This is a genomic window from Methylobacterium litchii, from assembly GCF_038442315.1.
In the GTDB taxonomy this organism is placed as follows: Bacteria; Pseudomonadota; Alphaproteobacteria; order Rhizobiales; family Beijerinckiaceae; genus Methylobacterium; species Methylobacterium litchii.
This window is the reverse complement of the sequence record NZ_JBBXMY010000001.1, coordinates 476214-489794: the sequence shown is the minus strand read 5'-3', so window position 1 is coordinate 489794 and position 13581 is coordinate 476214. Positions and strand designations below refer to the sequence as shown.

Here is a 13581-nt window from a genome sequence, read left to right as displayed (position 1 = left end):
CTAGCGGTTGAACTGCTTCATGAGAGTACGGAGGCGATTGCCAGCCGGTGTGGGGGCACTGGCTGGCTGCACAGGTGGCGCGAGCCGATTGATCACCGACTGAGCCATTTCACGCTGCGTGAAGGCAACGGGGTGGTCCCACCAGGGCTCATAGTAGGAGCCATCGCGGATCACGTGGAATGGGTACTGCAAGGTGAGGGGCAAATCCTGCCAAGGAGTTTCATCCGCGCTGTCAAATTGACTAGCATGCTCGGGTGACAGAGCCTGGAAGTCGCCCCAGAGGTCTTCAACCGAGTTCCAGAACGCACGCTCCTGCTCCGGGCTTCGCCGTCGGCCGCTCTGCCCGTACAGATGGGTGAGCCGATCCCAGTAGTCCCGCGCATCACCCTTCAATAGCGCAGCCACGCCCTCGGCTTTGGTGGCTCTGCGCTGGGCTAGCGTGGCACGCCACTCCACCCGCTCTCGTTCAGCGAGATAGGCATCAAACTGGCGGGCAGGTAGTTCCATAGTGGCATCAGCGGCCCAGCGAGCGCAAAGCCTGCGCAGTGCTACTAGCCGCTGAGTGTCAAACGGATCCATGCGTAGCCCCAAACAGCATAGGGGCTACGCCAGTCACCTGACGTAGCCCCTGATGTAAGATCATCGCAGTTGTCAGTTGGCAGCAGGAGTAGCAGCCTTTTCAGCAGCCCTGGCCTGATGCGCCTTCTGCATGTTTGGCGTCACGACCACTTCCATGGTCTTCACCGCCTTGATGGTATCCTTGCGCCGCTTGACCGCGTTGGTGATCTGGTCAGCGCTGAAACCAGCGTCGTCCAGGATCACGATGCGACCTTCGTGGCGGCGAAGGATAACAGCAGCGAAATCTCCGTAGAACTTTACGTGATCCGCGATGCTGTCAGGCAGTTGCAAGAGACCTTCCGACTTGCGGACGATTTCCTGTTCTGCCTCCTTCAACTTGCTCACCCGTTTGGGAGCCGGATGATCGTGCTTGTCCTGCTGTTCAATGCCGAACAAACGCTTCTCTTCCTCATGATCGGGACGGACATAGTTTTCGATGTATTCTGCGGCCACATCGCTCTTGACGCCCTTCTCGATGCAGTGCCGGATCGTCTTAGCGAATTTCTCGCTCGAACGATTGGGCTCCCACTTGGTCACTGACTGACCATCAAACTCCACTTTATCTAGATCGGGACGAAACCGGCCATCCAGTGCGCGAACGTACTGCAAGTACGGGTTAGCATCCTTCTCCGGTATGGAGATCTGCCGCAAAGACCGCTCGTGATCCCAAGCCTCGGCGTGGAGCGGGTTGTTGTGAACCTGCTCCACGAACTTCAGCATGGCAGCCACGCGCCGATAAGTGCGACGACGACCTTCTTCCTCATACTGGAAGTCCTCGTTGAACTGCTTGTTAAGCAGTTCAATTTCGGCCTTCACATCAAGAGGCGAGCCCTCCAGCCCGAGGGCCAGAGCACTTTCAGAGGCGTTCGTATTCGTCATTGACCTACTCCATCGAGAGAACTTGCTGCGTTACCCGGCAGCCACGGGCGCGTGTGTTGACAGTCCAACACATGTCGATCTTCCTCGCTCGTGCCGCAGCACTTGCTTGGCGCTCTCTCAATTCAGTCGCAGACACTCCTGCCTCAGACAGTGATCTTTGTGCCAGCGGCAAAGAACACCGTCAAGCACCTTTTTGCAGAATTACAATGCTTCATCCTTCGCTCACTATTTGCGAAGGCGCGCGTACTATGTTTACCGAGCGTCAACCTTGCAATTGTGCAGGTAGGAAAGGGGCGACTGTTGCCGCCCCTTTCGCACATGCCCGCCGTTGCTAGGCTACGATGCGCCCCATGATCCGCGCATCACGCGCATACTCGCTGAGCGTCTTGTTGGCTCGAAAGCCCAGATCGCGTTCCAACCCGATGGGCAGGGTGGCGCTCACGTCGAGCAGTTCACTGAGGCGGATGTAGCCCATCTCCGGCTGACCAAAGCCGAGGTCGGCTAGCCCAAACAGCGTGTCGCCATCAGCGGCCATCTCCGAAATGAGCCAGGTCTGGCCACCCGTGGGGTTGAACAGTTTGATCACCGGCCTGTGATCCTGCTCCTCCTGCTGGTTGCCATTGGCCAGCAGCAGTTCGCGCGATGCGCTGTCGATCAGCGGCAGCATCAAGCGATCTCCCCGCTCTGCATGCCGCGAACCTCGACGTTCACGCGCTGCATGTTGCGCCAAGCGCGCCATGCCCGCACGCTGGGGAAAGAGCGGCGGAATGTGATGCCGTCGAGAGTGCCCCAAACAGTGATTGCGTCCTGGGCCGTGCGCTCGACCGGGGCGAAGCCACCTTTGGTGCTCCGCGCCACCACTTGTTCTGCATTAGTGCTGCACATGTTGTTCTCCATTGCGTTCCCGCAACGGAAAATGTGCAACCATTCCTAAATCAGAGCGAGCGCTCTAGGAAGAAAATCTGCTCTCGCGAGCATTCTTTTCTGTGCGCGCCTTGTGGGCTGCTCGTGGAAGGGGCGGGCGCACCAGAGTATTAATTAAGGCTTGCGCGCTGCGCCAAACTAGCGCAGGAAGCGTTGTGCAATCGTACGCGCCAGGAGACGGGGGCGAACATCGCATCCGCGAGGGAAGGCGTCTTCCCGAACAGGTACGGGCCCTCGTAGCGGTCGAGGCAATCGTCGAAGATCGTGACGATGCGCTCGATGTCGGCCTTGGCGCCGTTGAACACCCGGAAGCCGGGGTGGAACGCCTTCAGGTTCATCGGCAGGGCCGAGCGCAGGTTCACGAACCCCCCGTGCATCTCCCCCGCGATGGAGAAGCAATGCGCCCGCTCGGCCCGCCCCTCCGGCAGCAGGCCGGCCTCCGGGAAGGTCTCGTTCAGGTAGGCGGTGATGGCGAGGGTGTCCCACACGACGATGTCGCCGTGGCGCAGCCGGGGCACGAGGAAGGAGGGCGAGAGATGCAGAAGCTCCGCCCGGCTGGTCGTGTCCTCGCCGGACAGGAGTTCGGTGGAGAAATCGAGACCCGCCATCCGGCAGATCAGCCAGCCCCGCAGGGACCAGGAGGAATAGTTGCGGCTGGAGATGGTCAGCGTCGCAGCGGTCATCGTCCCCTCCCGGCTTCGTTGATCCGCTGCCCGATCCAAGACTCGTGCCGAACGGTCCGGAGGGGCGAATCAGGCCGATGGGGACGAGCCTACTCCCGTCGCAGCAGCGCGGCGACCTCGGCCTCTTCGGCGGCCGAGAGGTGCCGCACGGGGGCGGTGGGGCGGCGGCGCGCGAGGCGCCACAGGCCGAACAGGCCGAGCACCACCGCGAGCGCGGGCGTCAGCCACAGGATGAGGGTGTGGAGGGCGAAGACCGGGCGCAGCAGCACGAACTCGCCGTAGCGGGCGACGACGTAGTCCCGCACCGCCTCGTTGCTGTCGCCCTTCGCCAAGCGGTCGCGCACCAGCAGGCGGAGGTCCTTGGCAAGCGGCGCGTCGGAATCGTCGATGGACTGGTTCTGGCAGACGAGGCAGCGCAGCCCCTCGGAGATCTCCCGCGCCCGGTGTTCCAGGGCGGGGTCCTTCATCACCTCGCCCGGCTGCACGGCGAGCGCCGGGAGCGAGGCGAGGAGGAGCGCGGCGGCGAGCGCGCAGCGGGCCGTCACGCTCATTCCGCAGGCACCACGCTCGCGGGAAGGGCACGGCCCTTCGCCTTGGCGGGGGCGCCGACGCGCATCCGCCGGTCGGTGAGGGAGAGGCCGCCGCCCAACGCCATCACCACGGCGCCGAGCCAGATCAGCAGCACCAGCGGCTTGTAGTAGAGCCGCAGGCCGATGGCGCCGTCCTTCCCGACCTCGCCGAGGCTCGCGTAGACCTGGCTGGCACCGATGGTGAGCAGGCCGGACTCGGTCACGGTCATCTGCCGGCTCGGGTAGAAGCGGCGGCCGGTCTCGACCTTGCCGATCTCGTCGCCCTCACGGTTGCGGATGGTGAGGAAGGCGCCCGCCTCCTCGTAGTTCGGGCCCTTGCGCGGGGCGACCGAGTCGAGCGTCGCCACGTAGGGGCCGACCGTGAGCGTGCCCCCGGGATTGAGGCTCGCCAGCCCCTCGCTCGCCCAACCCTGGGCGGCGATGCCGATCACCACCACGCCGACGCCCGCATGGGCGAAGGCCGTGCCCCAGGCCGAGCGCGGCAGGCCGATGGCCCGGCGGGCGATCTCCCCGGCCGCGCGGGTCCGCCGCGCGCCGTAGCCACGGGCGCGGCCGACGATCTCCAGCACGGAGCCGATGATCAGGTATGCGCCGAGCCCGATACCGACCGGCGCCATCCAGGGCCCGCCCGAATGGAAGGCCAGCACCGCGAGGCCGGCGGCGAGCGCCAGGGCGAGGGCGAAGAACAGGCGCTGCGTTGCGGCGTGCAGGTCCCCGCGCTTCCAGGCCAGGGCCTGTCCGAACGGCACGATCAGCAGCAGCGGGATCGCCAGGGGCACGAAGGTGGAATTGAAGAAGGGCGGGCCGACGGTGATCTTGTCGCCGGTCAGCATCTCCAGGAGCAGCGGGTAGAGCGTGCCCACGAACACCGTCGCGCAGGCCGCGACGAGGAACAGGTTGTTCAGGACGAGCGACCCCTCGCGGGAGATCGGCGCGAACAGCCCGCCCTGCCGCAGCAGCGGCGCCCGCCACGCGAACAACGCGAGCGACCCGCCGATGAACAGGACGAGGATGGCGAGGATGAACACGCCGCGCGTCGGATCGGTGGCGAAGGAATGCACCGAGGTCAGCACGCCCGAGCGGACGATGAAGGTGCCCACCAGCGAGAGCGAGAAGGTGAGGATGGCGAGCAGCACCGTCCAGACCTTCAGGGCGTCGCGCTTCTCCATCACCACGGTGGAATGGAGGAGCGCCGTGCCGGCGATCCACGGCATCAGGGAGGCGTTCTCCACCGGATCCCAGAACCACCAGCCGCCCCAGCCGAGCTCGTAATAGGCCCAGTACGAGCCCATCGCGATGCCGAGCGTCAGGAAGCACCACGCGGACAGGGTCCAGGGCCGCACGGCCCGCGCCCAGACGGCGTCGATCCGGCCCTCGATCAGCGCGGCGGCGGCGAAGGCGAAGGAGATCGAGAACCCGACATAGCCGAGGTAGAGGAGCGGCGGGTGGATCGCGAGGCCGGGATCCTGCAGCAGCGGGTTCAGGTCGCGGCCTTCGAGCGGCGCCGGCACCACGCGGGTGAACGGGTTCGAGGTCGTGATGATGAACAGCAGGAAGACGAAGCTGACGAGCCCCTGCACGCCCAGCGTGTTGGCCCTGAGCTTCGGCGGCACGGAATTGCGCGCAGCGGCGACGCAGGCACCGAACAGGGTGAGGATGAGCACCCAGAGGAGCATCGAGCCCTCGTGGTTCCCCCACACGCCGGAGATCTTGTAGATCAGCGGCTTCTGCGTGTGCGAGTTCTCGACCACGTTCTGGACCGAGAAGTCCGACGTGACGTGTGCCCAGGTGAGTGCCGCGAAGGCGAAGAGCACGCAGGCGAAGGCGCCCAGCGCCGCCTGGAAGGTGGCCTGCCGCAGGGTCGGGTCGCCCGAGCGCGCCGCCCAGATCGGCATCGCCGTCTGGACGAGGGACAGGGCGAGCGCCAGGGCGAGGGCGAAATGTCCGGTCTCGACGATCACGTGAGCCTCACCGTTCGCTGCGCGGCCCGAGCGTGCCGCCGGCCGAGGCCGAGGCGGCAGGCGCCTGACCCTGAGGCCCGCCCTGCGGCCCACCCTCCTGCCACCGGCCCTGCTTCTTGAGGGCGTCGGCGACTTCGCGGGGCATGTAGGATTCGTCGTGCTTGGCCAGCACCGTGTCGGCGCGGAAGCGGTTGCCCGGCTCCAGCACGCCCTCGGCCACCACGCCCTGCCCCTCACGGAAGAGGTCCGGCAGGAGGCCCTTGTACTGCACGGCGATGGTGGCGCCGTGGTCCGTCACCGCGAAGTCGATGATCTGGTCCGGCCCGCGCTTCAGCGAGCCGTCCTGCACCAGGCCGCCGAGCCGCAGCCGCGTGCCGGAGGGGATCGCCTGCGCCTCGATCTCCGAGGGCGACTTGAAGAAGACGATGGAGCCGCTCATCGCGAACAGGATCAGCCCCACGGCCAGCGCGAGCACGCTGCCGCAGGCGGCGATCAGGATCAGGCGGCGCTTCTTGCGCGTCACGACGGATCGTTCCCCCATTTTGTGACTAGGGGTGTCGGACGCGGCGGCCTCCCGGTCAAGGGCGGAAGGCCGTCCGGCCCTCAGGGGCGACCTTTGGCGACAGGGGTCGCGAGGTCGAGATCGCGGGCGAGGCCGTCGATGCGCGCCACCGCCTCGGGGTTCGCGGCGAGCGCCATGCGGGCGCGGTCGAGGGCCTTCACCGCCTGATCGCGCTCGCCCAGCACGCTGTAGGAGCGCACGAGCCGCATCCACTCGTCGGGGTTGCCGCCCTTGGCCGCGAGGCGCCGGTCCAGGGCCTCGACCATGCCGCGCACCGCCGCGTCCCGCTCGGCCGGGGGCATCGCCCGCACCGCCGCCATGGCGGCCTCGGTGTCGGCCTTGGCCGTGGGGTTGGGGGTGGGGACGCTGGGAGGCTGGCTCTGCGGATTGGCCTGGGCCTGCGCGAGGCCGAGTTCGCCGGCCGCCGCCTCGACATGGGCGAGGCCCTGCGGGTCGGAGGCCAGCGCCGTGCGGGCGCGGGCCAGGGCCGCCATCGCCTGATCGCGCTCACCGAGGACGGTGCGCGAGCGGATGAGCCGCACCCATTCGTCCGGGGTGCCGGTGCCGGCCTTCAGCCGCGCGTCGAGCCCATCGACCATGCCGCGGATGGCGGCCTGCTGCTCGGCGGGGATCGTGGGCGGGCCCTCGGGCGCGACGGGGGGCGGGGCGGGCTCGCCCTTCAGCCGGGCCAGCGTCGAACGGACGACGCCGAGCCAGGGGGCGTCGGGGGCGCTCAGGCCTTCGAGGGTGGTGAGCTGGCGGATCGCCTCGCCGGTGTCGCCGGCCTGCTCGGCGGCGCGGGCGACGTAGAAGCGGGCCTTGGCGGCCTTCGGATCCTTGGCGAGCGAGCGCTCGAACAGGCCCTTGGCCTCGGGGGAGACGGTGCCGTCGCCCGCCGCCGTCAGGGCCTCGCCCCAATCGGCCAGGATCTCGGGCGGTTCGCCCTTCAGCCGGGCGAGCTGCCCGTAGGCGCGAGCCGCGTCGTCGAAGCGGCCGGTGCGCATGTAGACCGGGGCGAGGACCTGCCAGCCGCGCGCGTCGTCGGGATCGCGCGACAGCCGCGCCTCGATCTGGCCCACGGCCTTGGCGAGCTCGTCGGTGCCGCCGCGCGCCGCCGTGCGGTCGGCCTCGGTCTGAGCGGGCAGTTCCGGGGAGCCGTAGAGCCCGTAGGCGATGAGGGCGACCAACGGGATGGTCGAGAGGGCGAAGGCGGAAGCCGCGCGGCGGCGGCGCAGGCGCGGCTCGGCCAGCGTCGGCGCATCCTCGGCCTTGCTGTCGGCCTCGCGGCTCGCGCGCAGCAGGCGGCGGGCGGCCTCGGCGCGGGCGGCCTCGGCCTCCTCCGGCGCCATGAGCCCGCGCTCCACGTCGCGCGAAATCTCGGCGAGCTGGTCCTCGTAGAAGGCCGTCTCGGTGGCGACGAGCGCGTCCGGCTCCTCGCCGCGCGGGTCCGTCACGCGTCGCGACATCGGCCAGAGCAGGCTGAGCACGGCCAGGGCTGTCATGCCCGCCAGGATGAACCAGATCGCCGTCATCAGATCCCGCGTGCGGACCGGATGGGTCCGGTCTTCATATGGAGGCGGCTCCGACCCGACGTCATGCCTCGGACGGGCGGCACGGTGTCACCCAACTCGTGCCCGGTAGCAACCCTTACCTTGGCCGCACGCTCAATGGGCCGCCGCCCCGGCCGGCGCGTCGCCGGGCACTTCGAGCACGGCGCGCAGGCCCCCGAGCGTCGCCTCCTCCAGCCCGAATCGGCCGCGATAAAGGGCGGCGAGGTCGGCCACGATGGAGAGGCCGAGCCCCGAGCCCGGCTTCGATTCGTCGAGGCGCCGCCCGCGCCCGAGCACCGCCTGCCGCGCCTCCGGCGGCAGGCCGGGGCCGTCGTCCTCGATGGCGACGACGAGGAGGGGATAGCCGTCCCGCGCCGTCACCTCGGCCCGGATCGCCACCCGGCCGTGCGCCCACTTGGAGGCGTTGTCGACGAGGTTGCCGACCATCTCCTCGAAGTCCTGGCGCTCGCCCCGGAAGCGCACGCCCGGCGGCACGTGGACCTCGTAGGCGATATCCTTGTCGCGGTAGATCTTGCCGAAGGTGCGCACGAGGCCCGCCAGCGCCGGCTCGATCTCCGTGGAGGTGCCCAGCGTGCCCGCCAGCGCCGCCGCCCGCGCCCGGTCGAGGTGGTAGTTCACCTGATCGCGCATCACCGCCGCCTGCTCGCGGATCTTCAAGGCGAGGTCCTCCGGCGCGTCGGACGAGCCGACCTCGTTGACGATGATCGAGAGCGGCGTCTTCAGGGCGTGGGCGAGGTTGCCGACCTGGGTGCGGGCGCGCTCCAGGATCTCGCGGTTGGTCTCGATGAGCAGGTTCACCTCGCCGGTCAGCGGCGCGATGTCGCGGGGATAAGTCCCGGTGATGCGGTCGGCCTCGCCCTGGCGGACGGCACCGAGCGCCGCGCGCATCTTCTTCAAGGGCGCGAGGCCGAAGCGGATCTGCAGCAGCGTGGTCAGGGCCAGCGACGCCCCGAGCAGCGCGAAGGTCATGTAGAGGCTGTTGCGGAAGCGATCGACGTCGTTGACGATCTCGTCCGCCGGCCCGGCCACGCGCACGGTGTAGCGGCCCTCCTCGCCGAGATCGACGTCGCGCTCCATGATGCGCAGCAGCCGTCCGTCCTGGCCCTTGCCGTAGCCCTGGCGGATCTGCCCAACACCGACCTTGCCGTCCGCGTCGGTGGCCGGCGGCAGGGGCACGCCGACGAGGGAGCGCGAGGTGCGGACGTCGCGCGGCTTCGCATCGGGCTTGCCGACCTGCCAGTACCAGCCGGACAGGGGCAGGTCGAAGCGCGGATCGCCCAGGGAGAAGGTGCGGCTCTCGGGATCGTTGGGGGTGACGAGATCGGTGGCGAGGTTGTTCGTGAAGACGAGGAGCCGGCTGTCGAAGGCGCGCTCGGTGTTCTCGCGGTAGAGGGTCGTGAGGATCCAGGCCGCGATCAGCAGGATCGCCGAACTCGACAGGAACGCCGAGACGGCAAGGCGCACGGCGATGGAGCGCCGCCGCAGGGCGAAAAGGTCGAGAACGCGGCGCATCGGGGAATCGTCGGGCTCGGCTTCGCTCACGACGGAGCGGCGGCGTCGTAGGCCACCTCGTCCCGCATCTGCAACCGTGCCTCGCCCCTCACACCCGCGCCGCCGGCTGGTTCGGGTCCACGAGATAGCCGAGGCCGCGCACGGTCTGGATGAGATCCACCGCCAGCTTCTTGCGCAGGCGGCCGACGAAGACCTCGATCGTGTTCGAGTCGCGGTCGAAATCCTGGTCGTACAGGTGTTCGGTCAGCTCGGCGCGGGAGACGACCCGGCCGGTGTGGTGCATGAGGTAGGAGAGCAGCCGGTATTCGTGGCTCGTCAGCTTCACCTGGGCGCCGTCCACGAAGACCTTGCCGGAGCGGGTGTCGAGGGTCACGGGCCCGCAGGTGATCTGGCTGGAGGCGTGGCCGGCGGCGCGGCGCAGCAGGGCGCGGACCCGGGCCATCAGCTCCTCCATGTGGAAGGGCTTGGTCACGTAGTCATCGGCGCCGGCATCGAAGCCGTCGACCTTGTCCGACCAGCGGTCGCGGGCGGTGAGGATGATCACCGGCGTCTTCACCCCGGCCCGGCGCCACTTCTGCAGCACGCTCACGCCGTCCGCCTTGGGCAGGCCCATGTCGAGGATGATGGCGTCGTAGGGTTCGCTCTCGCCGAGATAGCCCCCCTCCTCGCCGTCATACGCCTTGTCGGCGACGTAGCCGGCCTCCTCCAGCGCGGCCACGACCTGCCGGTTGATGTCCTTGTCATCCTCGACGACGAGCAGTCGCACGTCACATCTCCCTTGGGGTCCCCTGGGGCGGGCGGCACCCCGTCAGTATTGACCCGCGACCTTGCCAGTGCGCGCATCCACGATGACGTGCACGAAATGTCCGTCCCGGCGCAAGGCCGTCAGCATGTACACGAGCCCGTCCTCGACCTTGCAGAGGCTGGCCCGCTGGATCTCGGCCCGCGGGATCACCGTCCGCGCGGCGCGGATGGCGGCGATGGGCTCGATCACCCGGCGCTCGCCCACCTCCTCGCGCATGTCGGCGGGGGAGAGGCAGGTCTCGACCCGGGGGGCCGGCGACAGGGCGGCCTGGGCGGTCTGCGTCGCCGGGGCGTCCTCGGCCATGGAGCCGATCCCGCCCGCGACGAAGGCCGCGACGGTCAGGCAGATGGCAGCAAGGGCGATGGCGTGGCGCATTGGGCCGAGCTTTGTGCTCCAGGCACTGAATGCCCCCTGAATACCGGAGTTCGTCCGGCGGGCGTCAGTTCTCGGCGGGGAAGGGGCAAAGCTTCTCATGTGTGGATCGTCGGTTGCAGACCATGACGGCCGAGCCCGCCCCCGGTTCCATCAACGGTTGGGGACGGAGCCCCGCGCCGAACAGCGCCCCGAGATGCAGGCTCACCGCCAGGGCGAGGGGCGCCGCGACGGCGAGCCAGAGGCGGGTGAGGAGGCGGTCGGCCTTGTCCGGCATCAGTGCCCTCCCGTGACGAGGCGCCAGAGCAGCCGCAGCGCCGGCAGCCGCTCGGCGATCCAGGCCGCCTGATCCGAGAACCAGTGGGCCACCGCCGCCGCCCCGAGGAAGGCGGCGACGACGGCGTGTTTCAGGCGGCACAGGAACGCACGCAGGGCCCGCCGCGCGATGCGCTCGTCCACGATCTCGTCGAGGAGGGCGAGCCGCTGCGCGCTCTGGCGGGCGATCCAGGCCTGCCAGGGGGGCGGGGCGTCGGGGGGATCGGGGGAACGGGCCGTCATCGCACCTCCTCCGGCCCTGCGGCCGTCCCCCCCTGCCCCGCCCCTCAGCCCCGGCGGGGCGGATCGGCCTTCAGGAGGCGCAGGGCCGGTTCGAGGACCGTCTCGGCGCTGCCCTGCGCGTCGAGGGGCAGCGCGCGGAAGATCCGCGCCGCCACGCCCTCCGCCCCGCCCGCGCCGCGCACGACGCGGGCGGGCGCGGTGGCGAGGACGTGCCGTGTGCCCTCGGCCACCACCGCCGGGGCCACGCTCACGGCGACGCTGCGCCCGCGCATGGCGCCGGACACGGCGTTCTGGCCGTAATCGACGCCGGCGCGGATCGCCGCCTCGACCCGCTCGCGGGTGAGTATCGAGCCGGCCCAGGGGGCGGTGCGGGCGATGCCGGCCGTCACCGCCGCCGCCGCCACGGGGACGAGGGCCGAGGAGGCGGCCGAGAGAGCCGCCGACAGCCAGTCACCCCAGGGAAGGGCGGCGGCCTCCGGCGAAGCCGCGACGGCGGGGCCGGCGGCGAAGAGCAGGGCGAGAACGAGCGGGACGCGTGTCATGGGGACCTCCTGGCGGGTGGGGAACGGGGGTGGGGCGGATCGCCCGCAGGGCCCGCCCCGCGTAGGCGAGGCGGCGCGGCAGGGCGGGGATGGCCGGGCGTTCGAACAGGCGGCAGACGGTCTCTGTCGCCTGTTCGAGGGTCGCGCAGCGGCGCAGGGCGTCGAGGGCGGCGGATTCCGGCCCGCACAACTCGGCGATCAGGTAGCCCTCGTTGGCGGCGTCGGAGGCGGGATCGAGGCCGCGCGCCCGGCTCCAGGCCTCCATCGCCACCCGGCGCGGGCCGGTCCATTGCGCGAGGCCCCAGCCGCCGCGCGAGCCCGGCACGAGGGGCGCGATCTCCTGGAGATGGCGGAAGCCGCCGGTCTCGTAGCCGAGATTGCCGAGGAGGCCGGCGGCCTGGACATCGGTGAGCGCGAGGGCGTGCATCAGCACCGGCCCGAGGCGGGCGCAGCGGGCCGCGAACGGATCGACCGCCGCGCCGGAGGAGGAAGGCGCCACCATGGCTAGGCCGCGTCGGCGACGAGGCAGATCTGCAGGCCGGCGGCGCTCACGTACACGCCCTGGTCCGAGTAGCTGAACATCCGCAGCCGGTCCCCGGCGCTCTGCAGCGACAGCCGGCTGTACGGGTAGGTCGAGCGCGTCGCCGGGGTCGGGCCGACGCCGCACCACAGGAACCACGGGCCGTCCACCTCGGAGGTGTAGACCCCGATCCCGTATTGCGTGCCGGCGCTGCTCTGGTCCTTCACCCGCAGGGACGCCGTGATCTGGTAGATGCCCCGGCGCGGGCAGGTGTACCAGCTCTCCGTCGCGTTCCAGTTGCCGCCGGGATCGCTGTTCACGCTCCGCATCGTGATGCGGGGGAAGCCGCCCTGGACGACCTGCGTCGAGGCCGGCTCCGCCACGTCCACGAAGGTGCGCTCGTTGAAGCTGAGCCCCCGGTCGTTCACCGTCCACTTGTTGTAACCGTTGCTCTGCAGCGCGACGCTGCCGTAGGGCGTCACCAGGGCGGTGGCGGCGAGCCCGTTGATCCGGTCGTTGCCCTGCGCGGCGATGGTGACGGCGCAGGCCCCCGAGCAGGCGCCGCTCTCGTCCATCACGGTGAGCACCGTGCCCTGCGGGTAGGCCGAGGCCGCCGGCAGGGTGAGGGTGCGCGCCGCCGTCAGCGCGATCACCGCCACCGTGCGGTCGCTGCCGCGGATCGTGTAGGCGGCATCGGACACCTGCACCCGCGCCGTGGCCGCCGCCGCGCTCGCCGCGACGAAGGCGGTGGTGGCGAGCCGCGTGGTGGCGTCGCCCGCATCGGGGGTCGGGGCGGTGGGGCTCGCCTCGAAGGCGACCACGCCCGTCGCGGCTTTGGCCGTGAGCGCCGTGTGGAAGCTCTGGCCGTCCGGCGAGGTCTTGAGCACGACATCGTCCCCGCCCAGCGTCCCGAACAGGGCGCGGCTGGACCATCCGGTCTGGAAGACGAAGCCGGCATCCTTGGCCGCCGCCTTCTTGTTGACGGTGACGCGCAGGTCGCCGGAGCCCGGCGTGACATCGTCCCACGACAGGAACGCCGCGTCCGTCTTCACCGCCAGCCGGTTCGTGGCGTCGGCCTGGGCGTTCACCCCCAGGCGGTCGGTGGCGGCGGGGGCGGAGCCCGCCGTGGTCAGAGACGCCCACACGCTCCCGTCGAAGGCGTAGACCAGCTTCTCGTCGGCGACGTAGGCGAGCCAGCCCGCCGCCGGCACGGCGCCGACCCAGACCCCGTCCGCGAAGCGGACCACCTGCCCCGAGAGCCCCGCCCAGGCGCCGGTCGGCGTCGCAGCGGTGACGAGGTAGCGGTCGCCCTCGGCGGGGTTCGCGGGGGGCGAGGCGAGGTCCTTGTCGCGGCAGGCGAGCTGCACGAGGCCGTCGAGCAGGGTCAGCGCCTCGTTGTGGGTGACGTGCTTCTGTGCCTGCCCCGCCGCGAGGAGCGGGAGGCCGAGATGGGGCGTGACGTCGGGCATGGAAGCTCCTTCGGA

At 70.0% G+C, this 13581-nt stretch carries 17 protein-coding genes; all 17 read right to left on the bottom strand.

What is annotated here, in order from left to right; all coding sequences use genetic code 11:
• The 17 genes from AAHF99_RS02515 to AAHF99_RS02435 all read right to left on the bottom strand — a co-directional run bounded on the left by AAHF99_RS02515 (position 1) and on the right by AAHF99_RS02435 (position 13566).
• Positions 1–507, bottom strand: a complete 507-nt coding sequence (locus AAHF99_RS02515; RefSeq protein WP_342162518.1) for a hypothetical protein — start codon at positions 505–507, stop codon at positions 1–3.
• 144 nt (positions 508–651) lie between these two features.
• A complete protein-coding gene (locus AAHF99_RS02510) occupies positions 652–1497 on the bottom strand; it encodes a hypothetical protein (protein WP_342162517.1) in 846 nt (281 codons plus the stop codon).
• Positions 1498–1828: 331 nt separating this feature from the next.
• Positions 1829–2164 carry a DUF2958 domain-containing protein gene (locus tag AAHF99_RS02505; RefSeq protein ID WP_342162516.1) on the bottom strand — a complete coding sequence of 112 codons (336 nt, stop codon included), beginning with the start codon at positions 2162–2164 and terminating at the stop codon, positions 1829–1831.
• Positions 2164–2394 carry a hypothetical protein gene (locus AAHF99_RS02500; protein ID WP_342162515.1) on the bottom strand — a complete coding sequence of 77 codons (231 nt, stop codon included), beginning with the start codon at positions 2392–2394 and terminating at the stop codon, positions 2164–2166. The genes AAHF99_RS02505 and AAHF99_RS02500 overlap by 1 nt, the downstream gene beginning before the upstream one ends.
• A 137-nt stretch (positions 2395–2531) precedes the next feature.
• Positions 2532–3104 carry a glutathione S-transferase family protein gene (locus tag AAHF99_RS02495; RefSeq protein WP_342162514.1) on the bottom strand — a complete coding sequence of 191 codons (573 nt, stop codon included), beginning with the start codon at positions 3102–3104 and terminating at the stop codon, positions 2532–2534.
• A gap of 89 nt (positions 3105–3193) precedes the next feature.
• Positions 3194–3655, bottom strand: a complete 462-nt coding sequence (locus AAHF99_RS02490; RefSeq protein ID WP_342162513.1) for a cytochrome c-type biogenesis protein — start codon at positions 3653–3655, stop codon at positions 3194–3196.
• Complete coding sequence (locus tag AAHF99_RS02485; protein ID WP_342162512.1) at positions 3652–5655, bottom strand: heme lyase CcmF/NrfE family subunit; 2004 nt, start codon at positions 5653–5655, stop codon at positions 3652–3654. Before AAHF99_RS02485 ends, AAHF99_RS02490 begins: the two co-directional genes overlap by 4 nt.
• A 7-nt stretch (positions 5656–5662) precedes the next feature.
• Positions 5663–6178, bottom strand: a complete 516-nt coding sequence (ccmE, locus tag AAHF99_RS02480) for a cytochrome c maturation protein CcmE (protein WP_342162511.1) — start codon at positions 6176–6178, stop codon at positions 5663–5665.
• Between the two features lie 80 nt (positions 6179–6258).
• Positions 6259–7749, bottom strand: a complete 1491-nt coding sequence (gene ccmI, locus AAHF99_RS02475) for a c-type cytochrome biogenesis protein CcmI (RefSeq protein ID WP_342162510.1) — start codon at positions 7747–7749, stop codon at positions 6259–6261.
• A gap of 132 nt (positions 7750–7881) precedes the next feature.
• Positions 7882–9300: a sensor histidine kinase gene (locus AAHF99_RS02470; RefSeq protein WP_342162509.1), complete on the bottom strand. Its 1419-nt coding sequence runs from the start codon at positions 9298–9300 to the stop codon at positions 7882–7884.
• An 88-nt stretch (positions 9301–9388) separates the two neighbouring features.
• The gene (locus AAHF99_RS02465; RefSeq protein WP_243959171.1) at positions 9389–10066 is read right to left on the bottom strand and encodes a response regulator transcription factor; all 678 of its coding nucleotides are present in this window, start codon (positions 10064–10066) and stop codon (positions 9389–9391) included.
• A 42-nt stretch (positions 10067–10108) separates the two neighbouring features.
• Entirely contained in the window at positions 10109–10480 is a 372-nt protein-coding gene (locus AAHF99_RS02460; RefSeq protein ID WP_342162508.1) for a PepSY domain-containing protein, read from the bottom strand.
• A 64-nt stretch (positions 10481–10544) separates the two neighbouring features.
• Positions 10545–10754, bottom strand: coding sequence for a hypothetical protein (locus tag AAHF99_RS02455; protein WP_342162507.1), 210 nt, complete (start codon positions 10752–10754; stop codon positions 10545–10547).
• Positions 10754–11035, bottom strand: coding sequence for a hypothetical protein (locus AAHF99_RS02450; RefSeq protein ID WP_342162506.1), 282 nt, complete (start codon positions 11033–11035; stop codon positions 10754–10756). Before AAHF99_RS02450 ends, AAHF99_RS02455 begins: the two co-directional genes overlap by 1 nt.
• A 44-nt stretch (positions 11036–11079) precedes the next feature.
• A complete protein-coding gene (locus AAHF99_RS02445) occupies positions 11080–11577 on the bottom strand; it encodes a hypothetical protein (RefSeq protein WP_342162505.1) in 498 nt (165 codons plus the stop codon).
• Entirely contained in the window at positions 11486–12079 is a 594-nt protein-coding gene (locus tag AAHF99_RS02440; protein ID WP_342162504.1) for a phage tail tip lysozyme, read from the bottom strand. The genes AAHF99_RS02445 and AAHF99_RS02440 overlap by 92 nt, the downstream gene beginning before the upstream one ends.
• A gap of 2 nt (positions 12080–12081) precedes the next feature.
• On the bottom strand, positions 12082–13566 hold the full coding sequence (locus AAHF99_RS02435; RefSeq protein ID WP_342162503.1) for a DUF2793 domain-containing protein: 1485 nt from the start codon (positions 13564–13566) through the stop codon (positions 12082–12084).
• Positions 13567–13581: the final 15 nt, after the last annotated feature.

Coding starts and splice junctions, on each gene's coding strand:
- AAHF99_RS02515 (WP_342162518.1), bottom strand. CDS start 507: ATGGAACTACCTGCCCGCCAGTTTGATGCCTATCTCGCTGAACGAGAG.
- AAHF99_RS02510 (WP_342162517.1), bottom strand. CDS start 1,497: ATGACGAATACGAACGCCTCTGAAAGTGCTCTGGCCCTCGGGCTGGAG.
- AAHF99_RS02505 (WP_342162516.1), bottom strand. CDS start 2,164: ATGCTGCCGCTGATCGACAGCGCATCGCGCGAACTGCTGCTGGCCAAT.
- AAHF99_RS02500 (WP_342162515.1), bottom strand. CDS start 2,394: ATGGAGAACAACATGTGCAGCACTAATGCAGAACAAGTGGTGGCGCGG.
- AAHF99_RS02495 (WP_342162514.1), bottom strand. CDS start 3,104: ATGACCGCTGCGACGCTGACCATCTCCAGCCGCAACTATTCCTCCTGG.
- AAHF99_RS02490 (WP_342162513.1), bottom strand. CDS start 3,655: ATGAGCGTGACGGCCCGCTGCGCGCTCGCCGCCGCGCTCCTCCTCGCC.
- ccmI (WP_342162510.1), bottom strand. CDS start 7,749: ATGACGGCGATCTGGTTCATCCTGGCGGGCATGACAGCCCTGGCCGTG.
- AAHF99_RS02470 (WP_342162509.1), bottom strand. CDS start 9,300: ATGCGCCGCGTTCTCGACCTTTTCGCCCTGCGGCGGCGCTCCATCGCC.
- AAHF99_RS02460 (WP_342162508.1), bottom strand. CDS start 10,480: ATGCGCCACGCCATCGCCCTTGCTGCCATCTGCCTGACCGTCGCGGCC.
- AAHF99_RS02455 (WP_342162507.1), bottom strand. CDS start 10,754: ATGCCGGACAAGGCCGACCGCCTCCTCACCCGCCTCTGGCTCGCCGTC.
- AAHF99_RS02450 (WP_342162506.1), bottom strand. CDS start 11,035: ATGACGGCCCGTTCCCCCGATCCCCCCGACGCCCCGCCCCCCTGGCAG.
- AAHF99_RS02445 (WP_342162505.1), bottom strand. CDS start 11,577: ATGACACGCGTCCCGCTCGTTCTCGCCCTGCTCTTCGCCGCCGGCCCC.
- AAHF99_RS02440 (WP_342162504.1), bottom strand. CDS start 12,079: ATGGTGGCGCCTTCCTCCTCCGGCGCGGCGGTCGATCCGTTCGCGGCC.
- AAHF99_RS02435 (WP_342162503.1), bottom strand. CDS start 13,566: ATGCCCGACGTCACGCCCCATCTCGGCCTCCCGCTCCTCGCGGCGGGG.